The sequence below is a fragment of the Campylobacter sp. RKI_CA19_01122 genome, assembly GCF_025771325.1.
In the GTDB taxonomy this organism is placed as follows: domain Bacteria; phylum Campylobacterota; class Campylobacteria; order Campylobacterales; family Campylobacteraceae; genus Campylobacter_D; species Campylobacter_D lari_D.
The window spans coordinates 1-22,337 of sequence record NZ_JAKMPZ010000013.1; the positions used below are offsets into that span (position 1 = coordinate 1).

Consider the following 22,337-nt stretch of genomic DNA (forward strand, 5'->3'; position numbering starts at 1 on the left):
TTTTTATGATGTAGGTTATGCTTGGTATGAAAAAGCTTCAGGGGATAGATTAACAGATGAGCATTTTTTAGATGCTGTAGGCTTACAAATACTTTATAATAAAGCTAATGAGTATTATATAAAACTTGATGCAGCTAGAGCATTACATCAATATAAATATGATGATGAACATAGAATGAAATTGTATTTAAGTGGAGGGGTGTATTTTTAACTACACCGCTTTTATAATTAAACACCAAAGAAAATTTCAGGTTTTAATCTAAGCATTAAACAATATGCAGCCAAACTAGCTTGCTCTCTTGTATAGTTTCTATTGCCTTGTATATGAATGCATTCTTGTAAAAAGGTTCCATCTTTATACATAGCTCCTATGTAGATGGTGCCTGCTTTGGTATTTTTATCATTTTCTTCTCCAGCTACCCCACTAAGCGCTAAAGCAAAATCACAATTTGTGGTTTTAAAAACCCCTTTTAACATAAAATAAATACAACGATCAGAATATTCCCCAACACTTTCTAAAGTATCATTGCTCACCCCAAGCCAAGAATTTTTTAAACGATTAGAATAAGTGATCAAAGAACCCTCAAACACATTAGAAATTCCTGAATTTTCAGCAAATTTTGAAGCACAAAGTCCTGCGGTGCAACTTTCTGCAAAGGAAATTTTTAAGTTTTTTTCTAAAAGTTTTTTGGCTATAAATTTAATAGGATCATTTCCTAAAAATACTTTTCCTGCAAAAAGTTTGAAAACCCCTTTTAAAAATCCTTCTAGTTTTCCATATTGACTAGCGCTTGCTCTAATGCAAATGAGATTATCTAATAATGCACTTGAGCAAGTTTGAATTTCAAAAGAAGTAGTAAGTGTGCTAAGTAAGATATTTGCACTCATTTCATCTATATCTAAAAGACAAAAATACGCATAGTCAAGTTCAGGATTTTGCAAAATCAAAGGCAATTTTTGCTCTATATTTATATTTAATAAATTAATATGGCATTGTTCAAAAGAACTTAAAAAGGAATTTTTTTCACGCAAAGCTTTTGAAGGTACTAGGGTATCATTTTCTAAGATTAAAACATCATCATTTAAGGTTGCTATGATTTTAGCTATGGTTGCATAGTATTCGCTAATGCTAAAAATGGTTATATAGCTATATTCTTTAGAAAGTTTTTCAAGTAAAAAAGGAAGTTCTTTATCAGGTTTGTTTATAAATTTTAACTCATGAAGCTCTAAAAACTGCTTTTTGTATTCTTCTTGTATATAACGCATATAATTTTCATTAATAATAATTTCATTGCCTATAATGATGATGAGATGTTTCATGATTTTCCTTTTTTTATTGCGATTATAACAAAAAAATAAGTGCAAATTAAAAGTATTTTAAGTAGAATTTACTATTTTTAAATTTTTCAAGGTGGATTATATGGATTATAAAGATACGCTATTGCTTCCAAATACGACTTTTGCAATGCGTGCAAATTTAGCAGAGCTTGAGCCTAAGCGTTTTAGCAAGTGGTTTGAAAACAACTATGCTTATGAAAAAATGAAACAAAAAAGACAAGGAATAAGCGAGAGTTTTACTTTACATGATGGCCCTCCTTATGCTAATGGACATTTGCATATTGGCCATGCTTTAAATAAAATTTTAAAAGATATCATCATTAAAATGCATTATTTTCAAGGTAAAAAAGTGCGTTTTACTCCGGGTTGGGATTGTCATGGTCTACCGATAGAACAGCAAGTTGAAGTTAAACTTAAAGATAAAAAGCAAAGTTTAAGCAAAAAAGAAATTCGTGAGTTTTGCAGAGAGCATGCGAGAGAATTTGTAAATATCCAAAGAGATGAATTTAAGTCTTTGGGTGTGATTGCTGATTGGGATGAGCCATACTTGACTATGAAAAATGCTTTTGAGGCAGATATTTACAAAGCTTTATGTAAAATCGCTAAAAAAGGACTTTTGCTAGAAAGAAGTAAGCCTGTTTTTTGGAGCTGGGCTGCTAAGAGTGCATTAGCAGAAGCTGAAGTAGAGTATGAAGACAAAGAAGATTATTCTATTTTTGTAGCTTTTGAGCTTGATAAAACTTCCCTTGAAAAGCTAGGTGTAAAAAAAGCTAAAGCAGTCATTTGGACTACCACGCCTTGGACTTTACCGGCAAATCAAGCTATATCTTTAAATCCAAATGAAAAATATGTTATCACTGAAGAAGGTTATATTTTTGCTAAAGCCTTGCTTGAAAATATGATTAATAAAAACTTCACTCAAGGAAAAATTCAAAAAGAACTTTTAGGTTCTGAATTTGAAAATTTAAGTGCTATTAATCCACTTAATCAAAGAAAATCCACTCTTATTTTAGGCGATCATGTTTTAATGGAAGGTGGAACAGGGCTTGTACATACTGCACCAGGTCATGGTGAGGATGATTATTATGTGTGCTTAAAATATGGCATTGAAGTGATTATGCCAGTAGATGATGGTGGGTGTTATGATGAAACACTAAGAGCTAAAGGGCTTTTGCCAGAGCATTTATTAAATGAGTTTATAGGACTTCATATTTTTAAAGCAAATGAGCGTATTTTAGAATTGCTTGGCGAAGCTTTGCTTGAAAGTTCTAAATTTATACATTCTTATCCATTTTGTTGGAGAACACATAAACCGGTTATTTATAGAGCTACAAAACAATGGTTTATCTTAATGGATGAGAAAAAATTAGATGGAAAATCTTTAAGAGAGCTGGCACTAGAGCAATTAAATAATGTGAAATTTTACCCAGAAAGTGGGGTAAAAAGACTTAGTTCTATGATAGAAAATCGCCCTGATTGGTGTATATCAAGACAAAGAGATTGGGGTGTGCCTATCGCATTTTTTAGAGATAAAAACACCAAAGAAGTGATTTTTGATGATGATGTTTTAGATCATTTGGTGGGAATTTTTGAAGTAAATGGAGCTGATGCGTGGTGGGATTTAGAAATAAAAGATTTATTACCGCCAAATAGCAAATATGATCCAAATAATTTAGAAAAAGTTTATGATATTTTAGATGTTTGGTTTGATAGTGGTAGTACTTGGGAAGCAGTATTAAACTCAGCAAGATATGATGCAGGAGAATATCAAGCTTCAATGTATCTTGAAGGAAGTGACCAGCACCGTGGATGGTTTCAAAGCTCACTTTTAATTTCTACTGCGATCAATCACAAAACCCCATATAAAAACATACTTACTCATGGCTTTACCGTAGATGAAAAGGGTCAAAAAATGAGTAAATCTAAGGGTAATGTGATTTTACCTCAAAATGTAGCTAAAAATTATGGGGTAGAAATTTTAAGACTTTGGATAATGCTTAGTGATTATTCAACGGACTTAAAAATTTCAGACAATATCTTAAAACAAGTAAGCGAGCAGTATAGAAAGATAAGAAATACTATAAGATTTTTACTTGCAAATACTAATGATATGGAATTTTTAGAAACAAAAAATTTCACACTTTTAGATAAGTGGATTTTAATGCGTGCAAAAGTTGCTTTTGAAGCATGTGAAGCTGCTTTTGAAAAATATGAATTTGCAAAAGGCTTTAGTGTGCTTTTAAATTTCTTAAGTGCGGATTTAAGTGGAATTTATTTAGATGTGTGCAAAGATAGATTATATTGTAATGCAAAAGATGATACAAAAAGAGTAAGCGCGCAAAGTGCTATGGTGTTAATAGCTAGAAAACTTTTTGCGCTTGTAGCTCCAAGTTTAACTTACACTATAGATGAAGCTTTAGAACATGCAAATGTGGCCATTAAAGAAAATGCTAAAGATGTTTTTGATTTGGTATTAAAAAATGGCTTTGATTATGAGTATAAAATCGAAGATGATTTATTTATAAAATCAAGAGAAAAATTCTTTGAGCTTGTAGATGTATTAAAAAAAGACAAAATCATCAAATCAACCTTAGAGTTAAGCTTGCAAACAAGTGCAAATGAGCTTTTGAGTGAAGATATTGAAGAAGTAGCTGATTGGTTTATGGTAAGCTCTATAGAAAGCTTAGATGATAAAGAAGCTTTGAGTGAGTTTAAAATAGATGATCATAGTTTTAAAATCGTGCGTTCTTTATTGCACAAGTGTCCAAGATGTTGGAAATTTTTAGCAAAAGAAGAAGAATGTTTATGTCCAAGATGTAATAGTGTGGAAAAAGCAAAAAATGTTTGAGCAAGCTTTACCTTTTAGCGTGGTAGTGATTACTTTATTGAGCTTTTTATTTATCACGCTTTTTTTGTTTTATTTGGTTAAAAAATTTAAGGATAAATAATGGTAACTTTAAAAGAAGCTTTGAAATTTTCAAATGAAGAATTAGAAAATCTAAAAAAAGAATTAAATGAAAAAGCATATCAGCAAAAGCATTTAGGTGCTTATGTAGAGCAGTTTTTAAATAAAGACTTAAGCACTTCAGGTGCAGGTGTGCCAGTAGCTATAAAAGATAATATTAGTGTAAAAGATTGGGAATTAACTTGCGGTTCTAAAATTTTACAAGGTTATGTGGCTCCTTATGATGCAAGCGCTATTGTAAATTTACGCAAAAATAATTTTGCTCCATTTGGAAGATGCAATATGGATGAGTTTGCTATGGGAAGTACGAGCGCGACTTCTTTTTATGGTAAGACTTTAAACCCACTTGATAATGCTAAAGTCCCAGGTGGAAGTAGCGGGGGGAGTGCTGTTGCAGTTGCTTCAGGGATAGCTTTGGCAAGTTTGGGTTCAGATACAGGTGGTTCGGTAAGACAGCCTGCTGCATTTTGTGGTTGTGTTGGGTTTAAGCCAAGTTATGGAAGAGTTAGTAGGTATGGTTTAGCAGCGTATTCTTCAAGCCTTGATCAAATCGGAGTTTTAACGCAAAATGTTGAAGATGCTGCGATTTTATATGATGCTATTGCAGGTTATGATGAAAAAGATAGCACAAGTGCAAACATAGCTTTTGAACCAACCGCGCCAAAACTAAATGCAAATAAAAAGCTAAAAATAGCTGTGATTAAAAACTATGTAGAGCAAACTAATGATGATGTAAAACAAGCCTTATTAAAAACCATAGATATGTTAAAAGCAAATGGCCATGAGATTGTATATAAAGACTTAATGGATTCTACATTTGATGTTGCGGCTTATTATATCATAGCAGCAGCTGAAGCAAGTGCAAATTTAAGCCGTTATGATGGTGTAAGATATGGTAGAAGAAGTGAAAAATGTGACAATCTTAGCCAAATGTATGTAAATAGTAGAAGCGAGGGCTTTGGAGAGGAAGTAAAAAGAAGAATTTTGTTAGGAACCTTTGTTTTAAGTAGTGGCTATTACGATGCATACTATATCAAAGCACAAAAGGCTAGAAGATTTATCAAGCAAAAATATGAAGAAATTTTAAATGATTGTGATTTGATTTTTATGCCAGTTGCTCCAAGTGTTGCTTTTGGCTTTAATGATATTAAAACTCCGGTGCAAATGTATTTAGAAGATGTATTTACTATTTCGGTGAATTTAGCAGGACTTGGTGGTATTAGTGTGCCTGTAGGAAAAAATGAAAATGGACTTAATATCTCTGCTCAGCTTATATGTAAAGCTTATGATGAGCAAACTTTGTTAGATGGTGCTTTAAGCTTGGAAGAAATTATCAAAAACAAATAAAGGAAAAATTATGAAAATCATAAAACGCGCTTTGACTTTTGAAGATGTTTTACTAGTCCCTCAATATTCTGAGGTTTTACCTAAAGAAGTAGATATTAAAACAAGACTTACAAAAAATATCACCTTAAATATGCCTTTGATTTCAGCTGCTATGGATACAGTTACTGAACATAGAGCAGCTATTATGATGGCAAGGCTTGGTGGCATAGGGGTAATCCATAAAAATATGGACATAGCTTCACAAGTTAGAGAGATAAAAAGAGTTAAAAAAAGTGAAAGTGGCGTGATTATGGATCCTATTTATATAGGGCCTAAAGCAAGTGTTAAAGAAGCGCTAGAACTCATGGCTGAATATAGAATTTCAGGCGTTCCTGTGGTAGATGAGAATAAAATTTTAATAGGAATTTTAACTAATCGCGATTTAAGATTTGAAACTAACTTTGATAATTTAGTAGAAAATGTAATGACAAAAATGCCTTTAATCACTGCTAAAAAAGGTTCTACTTTAGATGATGCAGAAAGGATTTTCTCTACTAATAAAGTAGAAAAACTTCCAATCGTAGATGAAAATAATCGCTTAGAAGGTTTAATCACTATAAAAGATTTGAAAAAACGCAAAGAATATCCAAATTCAAATAAAGACGCCTATGGAAGATTAAGAGTGGCTGCAGCCGTGGGTGTGGGTCAGCTTGATCGCGTAAAGGCTTTAGTAGAAGCTGAAGTTGATGTTATAGTAATGGATAGTGCGCATGGACATTCTAAAGGGATTATTGATACATTAAAAGCAATTAAGGCTGAATTTAATGTAGATGTGATAGTAGGAAATGTTGCAAGTGCTAAAGCAGTTAAAGATCTATGTGAAGCAGGTGCAGACGCTGTTAAGATAGGTATAGGACCTGGTAGTATTTGCACCACTCGTATTGTTTCAGGTGTGGGTGTACCTCAAATTTCAGCTATAGATGAATGTGCAATAGAAGCGAGTAAATACAGCGTGCCAGTAATCGCTGATGGGGGTATAAAATACTCAGGTGATATTGCAAAAGCTATCGCAGCAGGAGCAAGTAGTGTGATGATAGGTTCACTTTTGGCAGGAACTGATGAGAGTCCAGGTGAGTTATTTACTTATCAAGGAAGACAATATAAGAGTTATCGTGGCATGGGAAGCTTAGGTGCTATGCAAAAAGGTAGTTCAGATAGATATTTCCAAGAAGGTACAGCTCAAGATAAACTTGTACCTGAAGGTATTGAAGGTAGGGTGCCTTATGTAGGAAGTATAAAAAGTGTAGTACATCAACTTTTAGGTGGGCTTAGATCTTCTATGGGTTATGTAGGTGCAGTAGATATCAAAGCTTTCCAAGAAAGAGCTGAATTTGTAGAAATCACCGTAGCAGGATTAAAAGAAAGCCATGTGCATGATGTAACTATCACTGCTGAAGCACCAAATTATAAGGTGAGTAATTAATGGAATTTGAAGATCATATCAAACAAGCCGAGCTTTCTTTGGAAAAACTTAATGATAAAGATTTGGACCTTAAAACTTGCGTAGAAATTTATAAAGAAGGTTTAAAAAGTATCAAGCAAGCAAGAACTATGCTTGAAAATGCTAAATTAGAAATCGAGCAAGTAGATGAGTAGTGTTGTAGCTTTACAATTTCCCACTTTGGCTTTGAGTGAATCAAGGCTTGATTATTATCTAAAAGCTGCTAAGGAAAGTGGTGCGAATTTGGTGGTTTTGGGCGAGTATGTTTTAAATAGCTTTTTTAGTGAGCTAAAAACTATGCCAAAAAGTATGATCAAAGAACAAAGTCAAAGTAAAAAAGCAAGCTTGATAAAACTTGCTAAAAAATATGATTTAAATATTATTGCACCTTTCATAAGTGTTGAAAATGATGGTTTAAAAAAACTATGCTTAAAAGTAGGTCCACAAAATGTAAAAGTGTATGAGCAACAAATTTTAATGCCTTATGCACACTGGAATGAAGAAAAATTTTTTAACAATAAAAAAGCTGATAAGCTTAAACTTTTTACTTTCACACATGAGGGCTTAAAATGTGCTTTGCTTTTTGGCTTTGAGGCACATTTTGATATCTTTTGGCAAATGATCATGAAAAAAAAGATAGACTTAGTCATCATTCCCACAGCTAGCACCTTTGAAAGTAATCAAAGATGGCTAGAACTTTTAAAAACAAGAGCCTTTTTAAACTCAACAAGCATTTTAAGGGTTAATCGTATAGGTAATTTAAAGCAAGAAAATGAGTGGAAATTTTATGGAGATAGCTTTTTTATTAATGCTTTTGGCGAAGTGCAAGAGCAACTTGGCGATCAAGAAGAAATGCTTGTAGTGGAAGTTAGTAAGGCAAATGAAGCTAGAAATTTATGGGGCTTTGATAAGCTTGTGAAAAATTATGAAGAATAATATTTTTAACAAGAAAATATTATTAAAGGAGTATAATGAGAAAAATTTTATTACAAATTCTTTCTTTTAGTTTTATTTTTATGGGAATTTTTGCTTTAGTTAGGTTTTTGATGATAAAAAATTTAACTAATGAAAGTGAAAATAGCTTAATGGTATATGTGTATGGACTAGGTCATGATATGAGAACCTTTAGTGCCATTTTTTTTACCTCTATTTTTGTGTGGTTTATTTTCTTATATAAGTTTGGTTTTTAAAGATAGAAAATATCACGCTACGGGGGGGGGTAATCGCTAAATTTTATATTTATCTTTCTAGTTTTTATGTAGCTTTTATAGCTTTTGTTGTTTTAATTTCTGCGTTTATACATTATTATTACTTTCAACTTTATGCAAGCAAAATTGATATTTTTATTTTTGGTTTAAAAGATGATGATACTAAGGCAATATTATCTATAGTCTTTTCTGATTATCCTATCATAAAAGCATTGCTAGTAGCTATAATTTTTAGTATATTTTGTTTTTATCTTAATATTAAAATTCTTAGCTTAAAATTAGAGACTATTAAGCTAAAGCTAGTATTTTTTGTTTTATTAAACATTTTACTAATTTATGCTTATGTTGTGGCATTAAGAGGATATTTTACTTATAATGCACTAAGAGCTTCAAGTTATGAATTTAGCACTATAAAAGCTTTTAATGAAATTTCTACAAATCCCTTGATGGCTTTTTCTTGGGCATATAAAGAGTATAAAAATCAACAAGAATTTAAAAGTGTAGATATAAAACAGCTTAATCAACTAGAAGAAAAACTTTTTCCTATGTTTGATACTACTTTGACACATCAAAGTCATGCTAAAAATCATATTTATATTAACATCATGGAAAGTTTTGGTTTAAATTTAGCTGAGTTTAGCACTGAAAACACCAATCTTTTGGGAAATTTAAAAAACATTTTGAACAAGATATTATTTTTACTAGATTTTTATCTAGTGGAAATAATACTATAGAAAGTTTTAATCGTTTATTTTTTTTAAGTCCAAATATTATTTCAAATGGATTGTATCAAAAAAATTAGTCTTTACACCTTTGCAAATTTACAAAAATGCAGGGTATAAAATAATTTTTGTTTATAGCGGTAATACTTCTTGGTATAATCTTGGAAATTATTTAAAAAATTAAGGTGTAGATGAAATTATAGATAAAAATACACTTATGCAAGATTTTCCACAAGCTAGAAAACAAAACATAAATACGGTATAGCTGATGAGTTTATGTATAAAAAAATATATTCTATATTTGAAAATGCTAAAAATCCTACGCTTGTTATTTCTCTTAGTATTTCCACTCATAGACCTTATATACATAAAAGCAGAACACAACTTATTGATGAGAACGCTTTAGATGAAAAAATATTAAGTCAATTTATTATCAGTGATTCTATAGGTGCTTTAAATGCTTATGCGTATGCAAATGATGAATTTGGAAAATTTTTAGATCGCATAAAAGAAAGTAGTTTTAGGGAAAATATTATTGTTGCTGCCACAGGAGATCATAGATTTAGAGATATTAAGATGGATATAAAATCCCAAAAAGCTTTTGCTTATAGTGTACCTTTTTATTTATATCTTCCAAAGTATTTGAAAAATGATATTTATTATGATAAAAGCTGTGTGGGTTCGCATAAAGATATTTTTCCAACACTTTATAGTCTTACTCTTAGTGATACAAAATATTTAAGTTTAGGAGGAAGAAATATGTTAGCACCTGTAAAAAATGAAAAGTTAGAATTTGGTTTTAATGAGCTTGTTTGGATTGATCAAAATGGAGTGTATAGTGGAGATAATGGTTATTATTTTGAAAATAATACTAGTATAAAAGACACAAATAAGGCTTTTGAGCTAGATTTATATCATAAAAAATTTTCAAAAAATTATAAAGAGTTGTTTTAAAAGCAATTAAATTATAGACTAGTCAATCTCAAAACATCAAATAATAGCGAGTAGATTTTATCTCTAAGGGCTTTTTATATTTTATTTTTAGTAAACAAATGATAGAATTTTGCCTTAAATTTTCAAAAAATTTGAGGCAAGAATGCAAAAAATTCATTTTATAGGTATAGGCGGTATTGGAATTTCAGCTTTGGCGAGATTTTTAAAAGAACAAGACTTTAAGATTAGTGGTTCTGATATCAAAGAAAGTAAAATCACAAAAGAATTAGAAAAAGAAGGTATAAATATAAAAATTCCTCATCATAAAGACAATGTCAAAGATGTGGATTTAGTGGTGTATTCAGCTGCTATCAAAGAAGATAATGAGGAATTAATCAGTGCAAAAAAACAAAACATCACAACGCTTTCAAGAAAAGAAGCCCTGCCTATGATTTTAAAAGACAAAAGAGTTTTTGCGGTTGCGGGAGCCCATGGTAAAAGCACGACTTCAAGCATTTTAGCAAGCTTGATAGAAGCTTCTGTTATTATTGGTGCAGTGCTAAAAGAAAGTGGCACCAATATGCTTTATAAAGAAAGCGAAAATCTCATTTTTGAAGCTGATGAGAGTGACAGTTCTTTTTTGAACTCAAATCCTTATTTAGCTATAGTGACTAATGTTGAAGCAGAACATTTAGATCATTATGAAAACGATCTTTCAAAATTATACAAAGCTTATGAAGACTTTTTGCGTTTGTCTAAAATTCAAGTGATTAATGCTGAAGATGAGTTTTTGTCAAGTTTAAATTTAAATAATGCAAAAAAGCTTTACCCAAGCAAAGATATCACAAATATTTATATGAAAGTGGAAAATTTTAAGCCAAAAACCTATTTTACGCTTAAAGATTTAGGCGAATTTAGCGTTTTTGGTATGGGTGAGCATGTGGCGATGGACGCTGCTTTGGCTATTTTGGCTGCGAGTGAATTTATAAATATAGAAGAGCTAAGAACTAAGCTTTTAAAATATCAAGGGATTAAAAAAAGATTTGATATTTTGTTTGCAAATGAAAACATGGCTTTGATTGATGATTATGGGCACCATCCAACAGAAATCAAAACAACACTTAAAGCAGCAAATGAGTATGCAAGGCTAGCTGGATATAAAAAAATCATAGCTATTTTTGAGCCTCACCGCTACACGCGTTTAAGTGCAAATATAGAGTATTTTAGCGAGGTTTTAGCAAATGTTGATGAGCTTTATATTTTACCTGTGTATGCAGCAGGAGAAGCTAAAATAGAGATTAATATGCAAAAATACTTTCCAAAAGCTAAATTTATAAAAGAAATCAAAAGAGAAGAAAGTGCTATTTATCTTGATGATGAGTTGATTGAAAATGGCTTGGTAGTTGGTTTTGGTGCAGGAGATATAAGCACAAAGCTTAGGGGCAAGTATGTTTAAGATTTTTTTATATGTCTTAGCTTTTTTTGCGATTTTACTTTTTTTCATTTTTTTGCGTAAAAAAATAGGTAAGATTAGTAATTATCTTTTGATTTTAGTGTTGATTTTGATGATTGCCTTTGCGATTAAATTTGAGTTAAGTGCCACAAGAAGTGGTATTTTAAAAAAAGAAACACTCAATGCATTCTTACAAGGACAAAGTCTAATTTGCAAAGATGTTAATATCACTAAAGAGTATTTTAACTTTGAACATGGAACGCAAAGTTTTATTTCAAATGGTAAAAATAAACAATTTAAAGCCTATGTTTTTGATATAAAAGATTGCAAGGTAGATAAATAATGCAAGAGCAATTTTTTAAAAAGTTAGATTTAGATGGCTATATAGAAGATTTTAGGGGGCTTTTTGCAAGAGATAAAGAAATTTTTTTACAAGGTGATAGCAAGCTTCATTATAAAAGAATCAATGAGCTTTCACTGATTGATTTTAATCCTCCACCTATGATAGAAGAGCTAAATGGTGCTTTAACTCATCTTAGCAAGCAAGGAATTTTACATTTAAGCCAAAGCTTTGAATTTATTAAAATCTGTATGTATTTTAGATACTTAAAGGGCTTAAAATTTGAAGAAAGTTTAAAAGAATGGCTTTTAAAAATAGAAATTCCACAGGCTATTTTAGAGCTTTTTGAGTATTTTGATGAAAAGGGTGAGATTAAAGAAAGTGTTGATGAAAGACTTGTTAATCTAAATTTAGCTCTAAAGATAAAAAAAGAAAGCTTGGTAGCTGAGTTTAAAAAACTCACATATACTAAAAATCTTAGTGTATATTTGATTGATACGCAAATCCATCTTATCAATGGTATGGAGGCCTTGCTTTTACGCGGTGGGTTTAATCATGTCTTAAAAGCAAAAATCATAGGTAGAAGTAGTGGCGGTGGGTTTTATGTGGTGCCTTTAAGCGTAGAAAAAATCCAAAGTCAAATAGATGAAATCAAAGATGCTAAAGAAGAAATTTTTTATGAGTATGCTAAAAAAATCAGCTTGATTTTTTATAAAAATTTGATGTTTTTGAAATTTATCAATAATGCTTTTGATTTATTTGATCATTATAGCGCTAGAGTTTTGATGGCTAAAAAACATGATTATGAGTTTGTTTTAGCTGATAGTTCTAATAATTTAAGCTTATATAACTTCGCACATCCGGCTTTAAAAAATGCAAAAACTGTTAATATAGAATTTAATAAAAAAGTTTTAATCATCACAGGTGTAAATGCAGGTGGTAAGTCTATGCTTTTAAAAGGAATTTTAAGTGCAGCTTTACTTGCAAAGCATTTGCTTCCTATGAAAATTAACGCACAAAAAAGCCAAATAGGCAATTTCAAAGAATTTGATGCGATTTTAGAAGATCCACAAAATGTAAAAAATGATATTTCTACTTTTGCAGGAAGAATGTTGCATTTTTCTAAGCTTTTGGGTAAGAAAAATGTTTTATTAGGGGTTGATGAGATAGAGCTTGGAACAGATTTTGAAGAAGCTGCGTGTTTATATACTGAGCTTATTTCTAAGCTTTTAGAACAAGATAATAAAATCATCATTACAACCCACCATAAACGCCTTGCTATGCTTTTGGCTAAAAATTCACAAGTAGAACTTATCGCTGCTTTGTATGATGAGGAATTATCACGTCCAAAATATGAGTTTTTAAAAGGCACTATAGGTAAATCTTATGCATTTGAAACGGCTTTAAGATATGGCATAAGTGCAAATTTAGTGCAAAATGCTAAAAAGCTTTATGGAGAAGATAAAGAAAATTTAGAAGAAATGGTAAGTAAAAATATCAATCTTGAACTTTCTTTACGCAAGAAAAATGAAGAGCTTGAAAAAAAAGAAGTCAAAGTAGATGAAATTTTACTTTCACTTAAAGATCAAAAAGAAAAAAATGAGCAAGAATTTAAAAAGCTTATTTCTAATTTAGAGTTTAAATACCACAAAGCCATAGAAGAAGCTAAAAAAACGATAAATCTAAAAGATATTAAAGAAAAACAAAGAAGTTTAAACAAAGCCAATGAACTTAAAAAAAGTATTGTTTTACCAAGTATGGAGCAAAATGAAGAGCTTAGAGTAGGGGATTTTGTTAAATATGAAAAAATCAAAGGTAAAATCACTGCAATTTCAAAAAACGATGCGATGATTCAAAGCGATGGTTTGAGTTTGCGTGTGCCATTAAAGCTTCTTAAAAAAAGCAATCAAAACCCTACACAAAAGGTAAAATCAAGTGTCAATATAACCCGTCCAAGTGCTTTGAATATGACTTTAGATTTACACGGCTTAAGAAGTGATGAGGCGCTTGAAAGATTAGATAAATTTATCTCTGATGCTTTGATAGTGGGTTTTGATGAGGTGATAGTTTATCATGGTATAGGCACAGGAAAACTAGCTTTTGCGGTAAAAGAGTTTTTAAAAGCTCACAAAAGTGTAAAAAGCTTTAATGATGCTCCGATTAATCAAGGTGGTTTTGGTGCTAAGGTGGTTAAGCTTTAAGTAAAATTATAGTAAAACCTTTAAACAATAATGAGGTTTAATAATGAAACAAGTGATGATTTTAAGCGGGGCAGGTTTGTCTGCTCCAAGCGGTATAAAGACTTTTAGAGCTAGTGGTGGGCTTTGGGAAGAGCATGATGTGATGGAAGTTTGCTCTGCAACTGGCTTTAGAAAAAATCCTAAAAAAGTTTTGGAATTTTACAATAAAAGAAGAAAAGAGTTAGCTGGTGTTAAGCCAAATCACGCACATGAAATCATCGCTTTATTAAAACAAAAATTTCCAAAACAAATTAGCATTTTAACGCAAAATGTAGATGATTTATTAGAGCGAGCAGGTTGTGAAGAAGTGGTGCATTTGCATGGCTTTTTACCTGAGCTTAGGTGTTTAGAGTGTGAAAATATTTTTAACATAGACTATGAAAGTAGTGATGATAAAATTTGTCCTAAATGTCAAAGCAAAAGTGTAAGGCACAATATCGTGATGTTTGAAGAAATGGCACCAAATTATAAAATTTTATATGAAAAATTACAAAATTGTGATTTATTTGTATGTATAGGCACAAGCGGGCAGGTTTTACCCGTGGAAGAGTATGCAAGAGTATGTAAGCAAAGTATATTAAACAATCTTGATGAGGATAAATATTTAGAAAGTAATTTCACAAAAGTTTATATAGAAGATGTTTGCACGGCTATTGATAAAATCAAAACCGATATAGAAAATTTCTTGGAAGCAAAATGTTAGAAGTAATCTTACAAGGTATAGTTTTAGGTATGGGTGTGTCTGTGCCTTTTGGACCTGTGAATATTTTGATCTTAAATACTGCTTTGTCTTCTTTTAAAAATGCTTTTTGCGTTGGGCTCGGTGCTTTAAGTGCTGATATACTTTTTTTGATTTTGATTAATCTTGGGCTTTTAAGCTTTGCAAATAATGAATTTTTTTATAAAATACTAGCGGTTTTTGGCTTTTTCTTTTTGAGTTTTATGGTATTTTTAATGCTAAGAAAAACAAGAAAAGTCGATCTTAACAAGGTAAATAAAACACATCCTTTAAAAGGTTTTAGCAAAGGATTTTTCTTAAATGTTACAAATCCTTATGTTATAGGCTTTTGGGTGAGTGTAGCAGGGCTTAGCATGCAGAGTAAAAACTCTTTTGCTTTGCTTTTTGGTTTGGTGGGTTTTATTGTGTTTTGGATTTTTACTTTATCGTTTTTTGTGTCTAAATTTAAAGCACTTGTAAAAAACAAACATATATTTTACATTAATCTTTTTTCAGCATTTATTTTAGAGTATTTTGCTCTTTCTATGCTGTATAAAGCTTTTATAGGATAAAACATGCAAGTAGTTGAAATTTTTAAAGAATTAAGTAAATTTAAATCCATTACCCCAGATGATGATGGAGCGTTAAATTATATCGCAGTGGAATTAAGTGATTTTGAAGCTTTTTTTATAGAAAAAGAAGGTGTGAAAAATCTTTTGCTGACTAAAAAATTTAGCGATGATGGCGAGCATTTAGCTTTTGGCGGACATGTGGATGTAGTACCTGCGGGAGAGGGTTGGAGTAGTGATCCTTTTGAGCCTTTAGAAAAAGATGGGTTTATTTATGTAAGAGGTGCACAAGATATGAAAAGTGGCGTAGCTGCTTTTATGTGTGCAGTTAAGGAGGTAGAAAATTTCAAAGGAAGAATTTCACTGATTTTAACAAGCGATGAAGAAGGCGAGGCTAAATTTGGCACGCTTGAAGTGCTTAAATTTATGCAAGAAAAAGATATGCTACCTGATTTTGCTGTGGTTGCTGAGCCAACTTGTGATAAAAAATTTGGAGATAGTATTAAAATAGGGCGTCGTGGTTCTATCAATGCAAAATTGCTTATCAAAGGCAAACAAGGCCATGTAGCATACCCGCAAAAATGCATTAATCCTGTGCATAATTTTGCTTTTGCTTTGAAATTTTTAGCAGGTTTTGATCTTGATCCAGGCGATGAGGTATTTGCACCATCTAAAATCGTTATTACTGATATACGCGGTGGTATGGAAGTGTGCAATGTAACCCCAAATGATTTAAAATTGATGTTTAATGTGAGAAATTCTCCACAAACTAGCTTAGAAGATGTAAAAGCTTATGTAGAAAAGACTTGCGAAGGGCTTGATTATGAGTTGAGCATAAATCAAAGTTCAAATCCTTTTTTAACACAAAGTGATTCTAAAATCGTACAAAAACTAAATGAGAGTGTGCAAAAAATCACTCAAGTAGTGCCAGAACTTAACACCAAAGGTGGTACAAGCGATGCAAGATATTTTGCTGAGTTTGGTGTGAAAGTAGTAGAATTTGGCGTGTGCAATGATAGAATTCATGCAATTGATGAAAGAGTGAGTATAGAAGAGCTTGAAAAATTGTATTTAGTTTTTAAAGATTTATTAGAGAATTTTAACTAGGAAAAGCATGGATGTAATAGGAATTTAGAGTAGCCTCTCATTTAAGAGTACCTTGCAGCTACCGGCAAGTTAGCCCTCTAAACTTCTAAAATTATATCATTAATTTTTAAAATGGAGTTAATAGGAAGTAAAATGTCTTTTGAGCTTGATGTAAGTAGCTATGAAAAAATAGAAAAGCTATTTATCAATTTTAAATTTAGAATGATAAAAGGGATTAATGTTTTGCATTTTGGATATTTGTGGGGAGCTTGCAAAGAAGCACAAAAGATTTTAGAAAAAAATCAAAAATGCGAAGATTTGTTTGAGCTAATTATGAAAATTTATTCCAAAAGACGCAAAAATCATCAAGCAAATTTTTTACTTTTACAATGTTATGAAAATGCTCTAAGAAGTACTTTAGCAGTAAAAATAGCAAATTTGTATAATAAGTTAGATGATGATTGGTTTAAATCTAGTGAAGAGGCTTTTAATCCTGCTTTAAAAAGTCTTTTAAAAAAAGTTAAAAAGAGATGTCAAAAAATAGATGAATATAATAGCACTTGGCAAATTTTTGATGATTTTTGTCTGATTGATTTAGAAGAGATATTAATAGATCATTGGAGTGAATTTGCTTATATATTTAAAGATAAAAAAATATATAAAAATCAAGTCTTACCAAGTTTTGGCACCAAAGAACATCTTAAGACAAAACTAAGTCAAATAAGAAAAGCTAGAAATGAAACCTATCATAATAAACCTACAAAAATAAAATTTAAAAAAGATTTGGAAATTTTACTTTTGAAACTTGGTTATAATTTAGAAGATGCTATTGATATTGGAGAGATAAAAGAAGCTGTTATTTTAAGATTTAATTATAATAATGTAAGTGAGTAAGTATTTTAAGTAAAATAAGTAAAGGTTTTAAATGATTATCAATGGGCAAAAGCTTGAGTTAAAAGAGCTTAGATTTATGGATTATGTTAAAGAAAAGCAATTAAAAATAGAATTTATTGCCTTAGAATTAAACGGAGAAATTATCCCAAGGGATAAATTTGAAAATTTGATTTTAAAAGAAAATGATAAAGTAGAGATTGTTACTTTTGTAGGTGGTGGTTGATGAGAATTAAATTTAATGGTAGTATGATAAACACGCATTTTAAAAACACTTTGGAATTTTTTCAAAGTGTGAGTAAAAATGAAAATGATGTATGGATAGTCAATGGTTTTGCAACAAAAGAAAGTTTGGATCTAAAGGAAAATGATGAGCTTTTTTGTATAGAAAAAAATACTTTACCACCATATGAAGCTCTTGATGCGATGATGAGGGCAAGACATACTCCAAAACTTCATAATAAGCTTAAAAAGGCAAGTGTGGCAGTGTGTGGACTTGGTGGACTTGGCTCGCATATAGCTATAAATTTAGCAAGAAGCGGGGTTGGTAGGCTTCATTTGATTGATTTTGATGTGGTTGAGCCAAGTAATCTTAACCGTCAAGCTTATATGGTGGAAGATTTGGGTAAATTTAAGGCTGAAGCTTTAAAAGATCAAATCGCTAAAATTAATCCTTTTATAGAAGTATTTGCACAAGTTTTAAAAATAGAAAAAGAAAATATAGCCAAACTTTTTACAAATGATGATATAGTTTGTGAAGCCTTTGATAGTGCAAAATATAAAGCGCTTTTAGCGCAAAATTTTCATCAACACTATCCTCAAAAAACATTAATTTGTGCTTCTGGCTTAGCAGGATATGGCGATAGCAACAGCATACAAACAAGAAAAATTGCAAAAAACTTTTATGTTTGTGGTGATTTAAAAAACGAGGCAAAGGTAGGCAATGGACTTATGGCACCGCGTGTAAATATTTGCGCAGGACATCAAGCAAATTTAGTTTTAGAACTTTTAGCGAGCGAGTAATGGAAAAATTAAAAATAGGAAAATATGAGTTTAATTCCAGGTTTATTTTAGGTTCTGGGAAATTTTCTTTTGAGCTTATAAAATCAGCCATTGAAGAAGCAAAAGTTGAGATTATCACCTTAGCTTTGCGTAGGGTAAATGATAAAGGCATAGAAAATATACTTGATTTTATCCCAAAGCATATTAAGCTTTTACCAAATACTTCAGGTGCAAGAAATGCTAATGAGGCATTGCGTATAGCAAGACTTGCAAGAGAGCTTGGTTGTGGAGATATGATTAAGGTTGAAGTAATTAGCGATAGTAAATATTTACTACCGGATAATTATGAAAGTATAAAAGCAGTAGAACTTTTAGCAAATGAGGGTTTTACACCTTTAGTTTATATGTATCCTGATTTATATGCAGCACGTGCTATGGCTAATGCGGGAGCTGCTGCTATAATGCCTCTTGGAGCTCCTATAGGAAGCAATAAGGGCTTAAAAACTAAAGAATTTATACAAATTTTACTTAATGAAATTAGCTTACCTATTATAGTAGATGCAGGTATAGGAAATCCAGCACAAGCTTGTGAAGCCATGCAAATGGGAGTAAGTGCAGTGATGGCAAATACCGCCATAGCTCAAGCTAAAGATGTAGCAAAAATGGCAAAGGCTTTTGCTTTGGCTATAGAGGCAGGATATAATGCGTATTTAGCAGGTATAGCAAATGAAAGTACGCCAAGTGCAAGCTCGCCTTTGAGTGGTTTTTTAAGAGATTAAAATGCAAAAATATCCTCATATGCAAAGTATTGAAAGTGAGATTTTAACTAAGGTTTTAAAAGAAGTTGAAAATTTTGATGAAAGTAAATTTAGCGCTTTTGATGTAAAACAAGCTTTAGTTAAAGATTATCTTAACATAGAAGATTTGAAAGCTTTGCTTTCAAGCGCAGCAGAAGATTTTATAGAAGATTTAGCACAAAAATCAAGCAAGATTACTCAAAAATATTTTGGAAATTCCATTTCACTTTTTACGCCTTTATATCTTTCTAATTTTTGCAATAGCAAATGTACTTATTGTGGATTTCAAAAAGGAAATAATATTAAAAGAGCTAAGCTAAACGAGGCTGAAATTCACAAAGAAATGCAAGAGATTAAAAAAAGTGGCTTGGAAGAAATTTTACTCTTAACAGGTGAGGGCAGGGAATATGCTAGCGTAGAATATCTTGCCAAAGCTTGCGAGATAGCAAAAGAGTATTTTAAGGTCGTGGGAATTGAAGTTTATCCTATGAATGTAGATGAGTATACATTGCTTCATGAAAAGGGTTGTGAATATGTAAGTGTTTATCAAGAAACTTATAATCAAAAAACTTATTCTAAAATTCATATTGAAGGTGAAAAAAGTGTATTTGAGTATCGTTTTCATGCACAAGAGCGAGCGTTAAAAGCAGGTATGAGAGGGGTTGCTTTTGGAACTTTACTTGGCGTGGATGATTTTAGAAAAGATGCTTTTGCTACGGCTTTACATGCGTATTTTTTACAGCAAAAATACCCTCATGCTGAAATAGCTTTATCCATCCCTAGATTAAGACCTATTATCAATAATAAAAAAATTCATCCAAAAGATGTAAGTGAAACAAGGCTTTTGCAGGTTTTATGTGCTTATAGATTATTTTTATCTTTCGCAAGTATTACGATTTCTACGCGTGAAAGAGCAGGATTTAGAGACGGGGTTGTTAAACTTGGAGCTACTAAAATGAGTGCAGGTGTAAGCGTGGGGGTAGGTGAGCACCAAGGTGATAAAAAAGGTGATGATCAGTTTCAAATTAGTGATATGCGTAGTGTTGATGAGGTTTTAGCTATGTTAAAAAATGCAAATTTACAAGCTATAATGAGCGATAGTATTTATGTGGGATAAAAAAATCATTGCTATTAGCGATAGTCAAAATACCCAAGGAGATTTTTTAAATTTTATTGAAAAACTAAGTCAAAGTAGTAGTATTGATGCTTTAGTGCTTAGAGAAAAACATTTGGATGAGTTAGAATATACTAAATTAGCCAAAGAAGTATTAAAAATTTTTAATAAAACTCAAAAAATTTGCTTTTTGCATTATCATTATGAAGCTTGTTTAAAATTAAATCATCAATTTTTTCATGTTCCCTTAATAATTTTACAAAATTACCCACAAAGTTATAAAAAATTTGAGCTTTTGGGTACTTCTATCCATTCTAAAGAAGAATTAGATTTAGCTTATAAGTTTAAAGTAAATCATGCTTTTTTTGGGCATGTATTTGAAAGCTCATGTAAGGCTGATTTAACACCAAAGGGTATAAAAAATTTAAAAGATTTGTTAGAAGTTTCAAAAATACCCATTTATGCCATAGGTGGGATAAATATCCAAACTATGAATCACTTAAAAGATTTAAATTTAGCAGGCGTATGTATAAGAGAAGCTTTGTATAAAAGTAAAGATGTAAAAAACTATGTTTTAAAGTGTAAAGATCTTTTAGTCCAAAAGGACTAAAAGATTATAGCCAGAAAAAGTATGCAATTACTGCAAGTGCGATTGAGCAAAAGATATTTAATATAATCCCAACTTTTACCATTTCTTGTTGTTTAATATGTCCTGTACCAAAAACTATAGCATTTGGTGGTGTAGCAACTGGTAGCATGAAAGCACAAGAAGCACCAATAGCAATGATTAAAGCAAGTCCTAAAGCAGGAACACCTAAAGTATCTGCTATAGAGATAAATAAAGGCACAAGTAAGGCTGCTGAAGCAGTATTTGAAGTAAATTCAGTTAAAAATACTATAAAAAATGCCACAATTAAACCTATAATAAATAAATGTCCATTTTCTATAAATGAAATGATAGTATCAGCCATTACTTTACTAGCGCCAGAATCTCTTAATACTACACTTAGAGTGATGCCTCCACCAAAGAGCATTAATACACCCCAATCGGTATTTTTTTGTATATTTTTCCAATCAATTACTTTAAAAGCACATACTAAAACAGCAGCCAATAAAGCAATAATCGCATCAAGATTTGCTATTTTGTGTCCAAAAATACTTGTGATGATAGGACTGATATTACCACTAAAAATCCAAGATAGTGCAACGACTAAAAAGATTATTAAAGTGATGATTCTAGGTCTTGTAAGTTCTATATTTTCAGTATGTAAATCAACTTGTAGATTAAATTTAGGTTTAAACATAAAGTATAAAATTAAAATCATTGCAGGTAGGAAAATTAAAACAATAGGAATTCCGTATTTTAACCATTGTGCAAAAGTAATGTGTAATTGAGTGGCAACGATTGCATTTGGTGGAGTTCCTACTATGGTGCCTATACCACCTATACTCGCACTAAAAGCTATACCTAAAAGGATGAAAACATAAGTATTTCTATCTTTTTGCGGATCAAGTGAAGCTAACATACCTATAGCAAGCGGAAGCATCATAGCTGCTGTTGCGGTATTACTCATCCACATAGATAAAAACGCAGTGGTAATAAAAATATACAAACTAGAAAGGCCTAAATGCCCTTTTGCTAATGTTAAAATTTTATGTGCAATAAGTTTGTCTAATTTTTGATGATGCATAGCTGCGGCCAAAGCAAAACCACCAAAAAATAAAAAGATATTAGAATCAGCAAAACCTGTTAAAGCTTTAGCGGTGGGTAGTAATCCCAAAATAGCAGCTAAAACAGGTACTAAAATAGCTGTAATAGTAACATGCAAAGCCTCACTAAGCCATAAAACGGCAATAAAAATTAACAAAGATAAACCTTGGTTTACTTTAGTTTCACCAAAAGGGGAAAAATAAAGCAAAGCGATAAATAACACTAAATCAGCAACGACTATAAGTGTTTTTGTATTTGAACTCATTTAACAACTCCTTTAAAATATTGCAGTTTTGTAACATATTCTAAATGAATTTTCTTTTAAATATCAATTTTTGTATAAAATTTTTTCAATAAAATTATTCTTGTGTGAAAAAAAGTAAGTTTTAGTAAAATTTATTTGTTTTTGGTATAATTTTTGCT

General features: G+C 31.0%; 22 protein-coding genes and 1 pseudogene. 21 read left to right on the forward strand and 2 right to left on the reverse strand.

Annotated elements, in window-relative coordinates; all coding sequences use genetic code 11:
- Positions 1 to 211 (forward strand): annotated as a pseudogene (locus L8U37_RS07150) (ShlB/FhaC/HecB family hemolysin secretion/activation protein); the annotation flags it as partial.
- A 17-nt stretch (positions 212 to 228) separates the two neighbouring features.
- On the opposite strand, the gene L8U37_RS07155 reads toward L8U37_RS07150, so the two are convergent.
- Complete coding sequence (locus tag L8U37_RS07155; protein WP_133319790.1) at positions 229 to 1,320, reverse strand: CinA family protein; 1,092 nt, start codon at positions 1,318 to 1,320, stop codon at positions 229 to 231.
- A 100-nt stretch (positions 1,321 to 1,420) separates the two neighbouring features.
- Here L8U37_RS07155 and ileS point away from each other — a divergent pair, with 100 nt between their 5' ends.
- The 20 genes from ileS (at position 1,421) to L8U37_RS07255 (ending at position 20,813) form a co-directional block, all read left to right on the forward strand.
- Positions 1,421 to 4,186 carry an isoleucine--tRNA ligase gene (gene ileS / locus L8U37_RS07160; protein ID WP_263728916.1) on the forward strand — a complete coding sequence of 922 codons (2,766 nt, stop codon included), beginning with the start codon at positions 1,421 to 1,423 and terminating at the stop codon, positions 4,184 to 4,186.
- A gap of 99 nt (positions 4,187 to 4,285) precedes the next feature.
- Positions 4,286 to 5,650 carry an Asp-tRNA(Asn)/Glu-tRNA(Gln) amidotransferase subunit GatA gene (gene gatA, locus L8U37_RS07165; protein WP_263728918.1) on the forward strand — a complete coding sequence of 455 codons (1,365 nt, stop codon included), beginning with the start codon at positions 4,286 to 4,288 and terminating at the stop codon, positions 5,648 to 5,650.
- 10 nt (positions 5,651 to 5,660) lie between these two features.
- Entirely contained in the window at positions 5,661 to 7,112 is a 1,452-nt protein-coding gene (gene guaB / locus L8U37_RS07170; protein ID WP_263665049.1) for an IMP dehydrogenase, read from the forward strand.
- Complete coding sequence (gene xseB / locus L8U37_RS07175; protein WP_039628709.1) at positions 7,112 to 7,285, forward strand: exodeoxyribonuclease VII small subunit; 174 nt, start codon at positions 7,112 to 7,114, stop codon at positions 7,283 to 7,285. Before guaB ends, xseB begins: the two co-directional genes overlap by 1 nt.
- A complete protein-coding gene (locus tag L8U37_RS07180; protein WP_133319794.1) occupies positions 7,278 to 8,066 on the forward strand; it encodes a carbon-nitrogen hydrolase family protein in 789 nt (262 codons plus the stop codon). The genes xseB and L8U37_RS07180 overlap by 8 nt, the downstream gene beginning before the upstream one ends.
- A 35-nt stretch (positions 8,067 to 8,101) precedes the next feature.
- Entirely contained in the window at positions 8,102 to 8,320 is a 219-nt protein-coding gene (locus tag L8U37_RS07185; RefSeq protein WP_263661184.1) for a hypothetical protein, read from the forward strand.
- 230 nt (positions 8,321 to 8,550) lie between these two features.
- Positions 8,551 to 9,072: a hypothetical protein gene (locus L8U37_RS07190; protein WP_263728919.1), complete on the forward strand. Its 522-nt coding sequence runs from the start codon at positions 8,551 to 8,553 to the stop codon at positions 9,070 to 9,072.
- Positions 9,073 to 9,336: 264 nt separating this feature from the next.
- Positions 9,337 to 10,014, forward strand: a complete 678-nt coding sequence (locus tag L8U37_RS07195) for a hypothetical protein (RefSeq protein WP_263661181.1) — start codon at positions 9,337 to 9,339, stop codon at positions 10,012 to 10,014.
- Positions 10,015 to 10,156: 142 nt separating this feature from the next.
- Positions 10,157 to 11,449 carry a UDP-N-acetylmuramate--L-alanine ligase gene (murC, locus tag L8U37_RS07200; protein ID WP_263728920.1) on the forward strand — a complete coding sequence of 431 codons (1,293 nt, stop codon included), beginning with the start codon at positions 10,157 to 10,159 and terminating at the stop codon, positions 11,447 to 11,449.
- Positions 11,442 to 11,789, forward strand: coding sequence for a hypothetical protein (locus L8U37_RS07205; RefSeq protein ID WP_263660240.1), 348 nt, complete (start codon positions 11,442 to 11,444; stop codon positions 11,787 to 11,789). Before murC ends, L8U37_RS07205 begins: the two co-directional genes overlap by 8 nt.
- Positions 11,789 to 13,987: an endonuclease MutS2 gene (locus L8U37_RS07210; protein WP_263728921.1), complete on the forward strand. Its 2,199-nt coding sequence runs from the start codon at positions 11,789 to 11,791 to the stop codon at positions 13,985 to 13,987. Before L8U37_RS07205 ends, L8U37_RS07210 begins: the two co-directional genes overlap by 1 nt.
- Before the next feature lie 43 nt (positions 13,988 to 14,030).
- On the forward strand, positions 14,031 to 14,729 hold the full coding sequence (locus L8U37_RS07215) for an SIR2 family NAD-dependent protein deacylase (RefSeq protein ID WP_263672889.1): 699 nt from the start codon (positions 14,031 to 14,033) through the stop codon (positions 14,727 to 14,729).
- Positions 14,723 to 15,316, forward strand: coding sequence for a LysE family transporter (locus tag L8U37_RS07220; protein ID WP_039628698.1), 594 nt, complete (start codon positions 14,723 to 14,725; stop codon positions 15,314 to 15,316). Before L8U37_RS07215 ends, L8U37_RS07220 begins: the two co-directional genes overlap by 7 nt.
- Before the next feature lie 3 nt (positions 15,317 to 15,319).
- Positions 15,320 to 16,420, forward strand: a complete 1,101-nt coding sequence (gene dapE, locus L8U37_RS07225) for a succinyl-diaminopimelate desuccinylase (RefSeq protein WP_220567303.1) — start codon at positions 15,320 to 15,322, stop codon at positions 16,418 to 16,420.
- 132 nt (positions 16,421 to 16,552) lie between these two features.
- On the forward strand, positions 16,553 to 17,293 hold the full coding sequence (locus L8U37_RS07230) for a CAAX protease (protein ID WP_263671728.1): 741 nt from the start codon (positions 16,553 to 16,555) through the stop codon (positions 17,291 to 17,293).
- Positions 17,294 to 17,324: 31 nt separating this feature from the next.
- The gene (gene thiS, locus L8U37_RS07235) at positions 17,325 to 17,516 is read left to right on the forward strand and encodes a sulfur carrier protein ThiS (RefSeq protein ID WP_066006795.1); all 192 of its coding nucleotides are present in this window, start codon (positions 17,325 to 17,327) and stop codon (positions 17,514 to 17,516) included.
- Positions 17,513 to 18,313: a thiamine biosynthesis protein ThiF gene (gene thiF / locus L8U37_RS07240; RefSeq protein ID WP_263660246.1), complete on the forward strand. Its 801-nt coding sequence runs from the start codon at positions 17,513 to 17,515 to the stop codon at positions 18,311 to 18,313. The genes thiS and thiF overlap by 4 nt, the downstream gene beginning before the upstream one ends.
- On the forward strand, positions 18,313 to 19,071 hold the full coding sequence (locus L8U37_RS07245) for a thiazole synthase (RefSeq protein ID WP_133319804.1): 759 nt from the start codon (positions 18,313 to 18,315) through the stop codon (positions 19,069 to 19,071). The genes thiF and L8U37_RS07245 overlap by 1 nt, the downstream gene beginning before the upstream one ends.
- Before the next feature lies 1 nt (position 19,072).
- Positions 19,073 to 20,206 (forward strand): 2-iminoacetate synthase ThiH, encoded by a 1,134-nt coding sequence (gene thiH, locus L8U37_RS07250; protein ID WP_263728923.1) that lies wholly within the window; start codon positions 19,073 to 19,075, stop codon positions 20,204 to 20,206.
- Complete coding sequence (locus tag L8U37_RS07255) at positions 20,196 to 20,813, forward strand: thiamine phosphate synthase (RefSeq protein WP_263728924.1); 618 nt, start codon at positions 20,196 to 20,198, stop codon at positions 20,811 to 20,813. The genes thiH and L8U37_RS07255 overlap by 11 nt, the downstream gene beginning before the upstream one ends.
- Before the next feature lie 4 nt (positions 20,814 to 20,817).
- Here L8U37_RS07255 and L8U37_RS07260 read toward each other — a convergent pair whose 3' ends face one another.
- Entirely contained in the window at positions 20,818 to 22,179 is a 1,362-nt protein-coding gene (locus L8U37_RS07260) for a DASS family sodium-coupled anion symporter (protein ID WP_133319807.1), read from the reverse strand.
- Positions 22,180 to 22,337 lie beyond the last annotated feature (158 nt).

What these genes read in the sequence shown, in the direction of transcription:
- L8U37_RS07155 (WP_133319790.1), bottom strand. Translation starts at nt 1,320, where the DNA reads ATGAAACATCTCATCATCATTATAGGCAATGAAATTATTATTAATGAA.
- ileS (WP_263728916.1), top strand. Translation starts at nt 1,421, where the DNA reads ATGGATTATAAAGATACGCTATTGCTTCCAAATACGACTTTTGCAATG.
- gatA (WP_263728918.1), top strand. Translation starts at nt 4,286, where the DNA reads ATGGTAACTTTAAAAGAAGCTTTGAAATTTTCAAATGAAGAATTAGAA.
- guaB (WP_263665049.1), top strand. Translation starts at nt 5,661, where the DNA reads ATGAAAATCATAAAACGCGCTTTGACTTTTGAAGATGTTTTACTAGTC.
- xseB (WP_039628709.1), top strand. Translation starts at nt 7,112, where the DNA reads ATGGAATTTGAAGATCATATCAAACAAGCCGAGCTTTCTTTGGAAAAA.
- L8U37_RS07180 (WP_133319794.1), top strand. Translation starts at nt 7,278, where the DNA reads ATGAGTAGTGTTGTAGCTTTACAATTTCCCACTTTGGCTTTGAGTGAA.
- L8U37_RS07185 (WP_263661184.1), top strand. Translation starts at nt 8,102, where the DNA reads ATGAGAAAAATTTTATTACAAATTCTTTCTTTTAGTTTTATTTTTATG.
- L8U37_RS07195 (WP_263661181.1), top strand. Translation starts at nt 9,337, where the DNA reads ATGTATAAAAAAATATATTCTATATTTGAAAATGCTAAAAATCCTACG.
- murC (WP_263728920.1), top strand. Translation starts at nt 10,157, where the DNA reads ATGCAAAAAATTCATTTTATAGGTATAGGCGGTATTGGAATTTCAGCT.
- L8U37_RS07205 (WP_263660240.1), top strand. Translation starts at nt 11,442, where the DNA reads ATGTTTAAGATTTTTTTATATGTCTTAGCTTTTTTTGCGATTTTACTT.
- L8U37_RS07210 (WP_263728921.1), top strand. Translation starts at nt 11,789, where the DNA reads ATGCAAGAGCAATTTTTTAAAAAGTTAGATTTAGATGGCTATATAGAA.
- L8U37_RS07215 (WP_263672889.1), top strand. Translation starts at nt 14,031, where the DNA reads ATGAAACAAGTGATGATTTTAAGCGGGGCAGGTTTGTCTGCTCCAAGC.
- L8U37_RS07220 (WP_039628698.1), top strand. Translation starts at nt 14,723, where the DNA reads ATGTTAGAAGTAATCTTACAAGGTATAGTTTTAGGTATGGGTGTGTCT.
- dapE (WP_220567303.1), top strand. Translation starts at nt 15,320, where the DNA reads ATGCAAGTAGTTGAAATTTTTAAAGAATTAAGTAAATTTAAATCCATT.
- L8U37_RS07230 (WP_263671728.1), top strand. Translation starts at nt 16,553, where the DNA reads ATGTCTTTTGAGCTTGATGTAAGTAGCTATGAAAAAATAGAAAAGCTA.
- thiS (WP_066006795.1), top strand. Translation starts at nt 17,325, where the DNA reads ATGATTATCAATGGGCAAAAGCTTGAGTTAAAAGAGCTTAGATTTATG.
- L8U37_RS07245 (WP_133319804.1), top strand. Translation starts at nt 18,313, where the DNA reads ATGGAAAAATTAAAAATAGGAAAATATGAGTTTAATTCCAGGTTTATT.
- thiH (WP_263728923.1), top strand. Translation starts at nt 19,073, where the DNA reads ATGCAAAAATATCCTCATATGCAAAGTATTGAAAGTGAGATTTTAACT.
- L8U37_RS07255 (WP_263728924.1), top strand. Translation starts at nt 20,196, where the DNA reads ATGTGGGATAAAAAAATCATTGCTATTAGCGATAGTCAAAATACCCAA.
- L8U37_RS07260 (WP_133319807.1), bottom strand. Translation starts at nt 22,179, where the DNA reads ATGAGTTCAAATACAAAAACACTTATAGTCGTTGCTGATTTAGTGTTA.